Genomic DNA, 1,725 nt, shown 5'->3' with positions numbered 1-1,725 from the left:
AAAAGTGTGTTCCAGGCAAGAAATTGCGTTTGAGACATAGAGCTCGCAGAGGAAATTCTTATTTATGATTGCCCGCTAAGTGTGGGTAGGTAATTCTTATTGCATATTATTTATAGAGGAAATATAACAAATCTATCTGGCAAAAGTTAGTCGCTTACCAATCTGATCGGTGGTGAATCTGCCTTTTTGATAAGCTAAATTTCCTGATACAAAAGTGTGTGTAACGCTTGCCTGGAAAGTATCGCCATCAAAAGGACTCCAACCGCATTTGTAGAAATTATTGAGCTTGGTTACTTTCCATGAATCTTTTAAATCGACCAAAACCAAATCTGCCCAGTAACCCTCACGGATGAATCCACGCTTCTCAATATCGAAACAGATGGCCAGATTATGCGCTGTTTTTTCCACGATTTTTTCTAACGAGATTTTGCCTTGCAAATGCATTTCCAATAAAGCTGGTAGAGCATGTTGAACTAAAGGTCCTCCGGATGGTGCTTGCGAATAGGGCTGATTTTTTTCTTCTAAAGTATGCGGTGCATGGTCGGTGGCAATAACATCGATGTTGTCATTTAAAACACCTTGAAGAATACCATTTTGATCTTCTTCAGTTTTTACTGCAGGGTTCCATTTAATAAAATTGCCTTTTGAAGCATAATCTTTATCATTAAACCAAAGGTGATGAACACAAGCTTCTGCAGTAATTTTTTTATCTTTTAATGGAATGGTATTATCGAAAAGTGCAATCTCTTTTGCAGTAGAAATATGCAGAATATGCAAACGGGTTTGGTATGTTTTTGCCAATTCAACGGCTAGCGATGAAGATTTGTAACAAGCCTCAGCACTGCGGATGAGCGGATGCATGTCAATGGTTAAATCATCACCATATTTGGCTTTAAACTCTGCAAGGTTACGGCGAATGGTTGCTTCATCTTCACAATGCGTAGCTACCAAAATTGGTGCTTTGCTGAAAATGTTCTCCAAAGTTTTTTCATTGTCAACCAACATATTTCCGGTTGAAGAACCCATAAAAACCTTAATACCGCAAACATTTTTGGCGTCAGTTTTTAAAACTTCTTCAATATTATCATTGCTGGCACCCATGTAAAAGGAATAGTTGGCTAACGAAGTTTCTGCGGCAATTGCATATTTATCTGCCAATAAATTTTGTGTTAACGTATTTGGAACTGTGTTTGGCATCTCCATGAAAGAAGTAATTCCTCCAGCTACCGCAGCCATACTTTCGGTAAAAATATCTGCTTTATGGGTTAAGCCCGGTTCGCGAAAATGAACCTGGTCATCAATCATACCCGGTAAAAGATATTGCCCCTCGGCGTTAATTTCGGTTGCGTTAGGTGCAGAAAGATTTTGACCAATTTTCTCAATAAATCCATCTTTAATTAATACGTCAGCAACAATTTTTTGTCCTTCGTTTACAATTGTGGCGGCTTTTATCAGGTAAGCATTCATGGTTTCAAAGGTAGTGTTTTAGTGGAAAGTATAAAGATGAAAGTATAAAGTCGAAAGTAGCAAAATTGGGCGGATGAAAGGTGCGAATTAGGTTTGATGTTGCTGTTTTGAGTTAAATAAACCTGATAAAGTGGAAATACTCCTATGATTAATATTAGTCATTTAGCATAGAAAAGGCCAAAGCTTTCCTTTAGAGCAGCAGACATTTATTATCTGCCGTTCTTCCGGACATTTCTTTCTCATTACAAATATAATATT

General features: G+C 37.5%; 1 protein-coding gene. It reads right to left on the bottom strand.

Features of this window, described 5'->3' with window-relative positions; translation table 11 throughout:
• Positions 1 to 132 precede the first annotated feature (132 nt).
• A complete protein-coding gene (locus tag LUA91_RS20600) occupies positions 133 to 1,467 on the bottom strand; it encodes a dihydroorotase (protein WP_231427999.1) in 1,335 nt (444 codons plus the stop codon).
• Positions 1,468 to 1,725 lie beyond the last annotated feature (258 nt).

This window comes from Pedobacter sp. Leaf250 (assembly GCF_920984735.1).
GTDB lineage: Bacteria > Bacteroidota > Bacteroidia > Sphingobacteriales > Sphingobacteriaceae > Pedobacter.
This window is presented reverse-complemented; position numbering and strand designations above follow the sequence as displayed.